Here is a 2,233-nt window from a genome sequence, read left to right on the forward strand (position 1 = left end):
CAATTGAAATACCTGAGGAATTTCAAAATTATGAAGATTATCTTCTTAGTGAAGAAGAAGCAGAGAAATATCTTAATACAGAATTCCTTGGTATGAATTTATCAGGAAAGATATATTTTGGTGATGAGGCAAATGAAATACCACCTATCATATCGTATAGGAAAAATGGGAATGTGTATATATACTCACTTAGAGAGCTAATTGTTAAGGACATGTTTGGAAATGATATAGTTCCTACAGATGAGGAGCTAGAGTTTTTTCAAAAGATTGACCCTAAATATTTAGGAAAGTATAAACAATATAGCTATGAGCGTATATTTACTGATGAGATACCTGTTTCAATTGGTATTGTTGATGCAAGTGGATTGAGGGGAATAGGTAACCCTAAACCATTAGAAAATGGACCATATATAAAAAATGGAAAGCCAAATGGAAGACCTACTTTATCTGGAGAAAAGAAACTTCAATTTGAAAAAGATGTTTATAACAATAATGTTGACCCAGATGGAATATTACGTGACCCTAATGAGGGTGATATTATTGATTGGAAGCCGGGACAACCTAGAAAAGATGTAGTAGACTTTGGACATAAGTCAGGATATGGCTATAAGGACATGTTTGAGAAGTATAAAAATGGAAAAATAACACTTGATGAGTTAAAGGAATTTCAATTCAATCAAGATAATTATAGATTAGAAACACCATCAGCAAACAGGAAACACATATATGAATAGATAGTTTGTTATAAATGAATCAAAAGGAGAAGATATTTTGAAAATTACAAATGTTTTTGATGCAGTAAGAGATGGAACGTATGAAGATTTCATGGGTTTTTATACTGGAAACATTAATGAGGTAAGTGAGAACTTGGATTTAAATTTATTAAGTATTGCAGTTGTTAATGATAAAAATCCAAATGAAAAAATTAAAATAATCAAGTTTTTGCTTTCAGAGGGTATTGATGTCAAATTCACAAATAAAAAAGAAAATAGAAATCCACTACACATATTTTATTTTAATGTATTGAGACCAACTAGTGAATATATGTTGGAGATTACAAAGATATTGGTTGAGAATGGTATTGACATTAATGAAACTGATAAGTATAATGCAATTCCACTAAAGTATGCTATAACTATAACAAAGATACCTACTCAAGATATTAGACCTACTTATCAGTATTTACTTGAGCAAGGCTCAAACTACAATCATAAAGATATTTTTGAAAAATCTTGTATAGATTATGCTAAGGAATATACTTGGCGAAATGGTGTTATAGAAATAGTAAAGGAGTTTGAAAATGAAAATAAATAATAGTGAGTATGGTGGATTCGTGGTATCTAAAAATATTGTATCAGGAGTGCCCATTAGATACTCTTTTCGAGAAAAAAGTTCTATACAGCAATTGAATGGTTGGAACCTATATTCTATGAATGATGATGATGAATATGTTAATAATAGCAATAATTTTGTGATTTTGAGTGCAGAATCTATTAGCAAGGTAGCCCCTGTAGTCTTAGAAATATTTGATGCACCATATGGAACAGATTTGTGCTGGTTATATGAAGAAGGTGTTCATATAGGGTTTTATGATTTAGCAGCAGATAGAGAAACTACAATAGATGAAATTTTAAAGAATGATTAATTACTATCATATTTTATAAGATTCGTAAGCCAAACAAGTTTAGCAAGTAGCAGATGTTGCACTATCATATAAAACAAATTAGATATATAAATTATTTCAATAATACAGTGTGATGTAACTAAAAGAAAAATTAAATATATATTATAACTATGATAAGAGTGTGTTAAATTGGGAGAAGTCAGATTTAGTAACTTGGGATGATGACCCGAAGTATATTAAAGCTATTAGAAATTTAGTAATAGATAGTTCGAAATTAGATGGATTGCCAGATATATTTAGATTGTCAGAGAGTAAAAATTACATTATAGCGTCCGAGCAATTTAAAAAGAAAATTGAAGAAAAGGGATTGACAGGATTTCAATTTTTGGAAATTGAAATAGAAAAGTAATTGTCAATTTACTAAATTGGAGTAAAACTAACTGCATAAAATTATAGCATTATAAAACCTATTAAAATTAATAAATTATTAAATTGAATTGATAGCATAATTGTAATAATGTGCAAAAAGATGAAATGAATCAGCTGAAATTTAAGTAGGCTGGTTCGTTATTTTTTGTAATAAAATAGTGGTTGATATTAGGAAAGGTG

General features: G+C 28.8%; 4 protein-coding genes. All 4 read left to right on the forward strand.

From position 1 onward, the window contains the following. Positions 1 to 734 (forward strand): GH-E family nuclease (locus FAY47_RS19770; protein WP_207706282.1); only part of this gene is annotated, 734 nt, incomplete at its 5' end. A gap of 37 nt (positions 735 to 771) precedes the next feature. Next, positions 772 to 1,314 carry an ankyrin repeat domain-containing protein gene (locus FAY47_RS19775; protein ID WP_143318638.1) on the forward strand — a complete coding sequence of 181 codons (543 nt, stop codon included), beginning with the start codon at positions 772 to 774 and terminating at the stop codon, positions 1,312 to 1,314. Beyond that, positions 1,301 to 1,645, forward strand: a complete 345-nt coding sequence (locus tag FAY47_RS19780; RefSeq protein WP_143318639.1) for a DUF2185 domain-containing protein — start codon at positions 1,301 to 1,303, stop codon at positions 1,643 to 1,645. The genes FAY47_RS19775 and FAY47_RS19780 overlap by 14 nt, the downstream gene beginning before the upstream one ends. 160 nt (positions 1,646 to 1,805) lie before the next feature. Next, positions 1,806 to 2,033 (forward strand): DUF1629 domain-containing protein, encoded by a 228-nt coding sequence (locus FAY47_RS19785; protein ID WP_143318640.1) that lies wholly within the window; start codon positions 1,806 to 1,808, stop codon positions 2,031 to 2,033. The last annotated feature ends 200 nt before the right edge of the window (positions 2,034 to 2,233 follow it).

The sequence above is a fragment of the Clostridium sp. HBUAS56017 genome (genome assembly GCF_007115085.1).
GTDB lineage: Bacteria > Bacillota > Clostridia > Clostridiales > Clostridiaceae > Clostridium > Clostridium cibarium.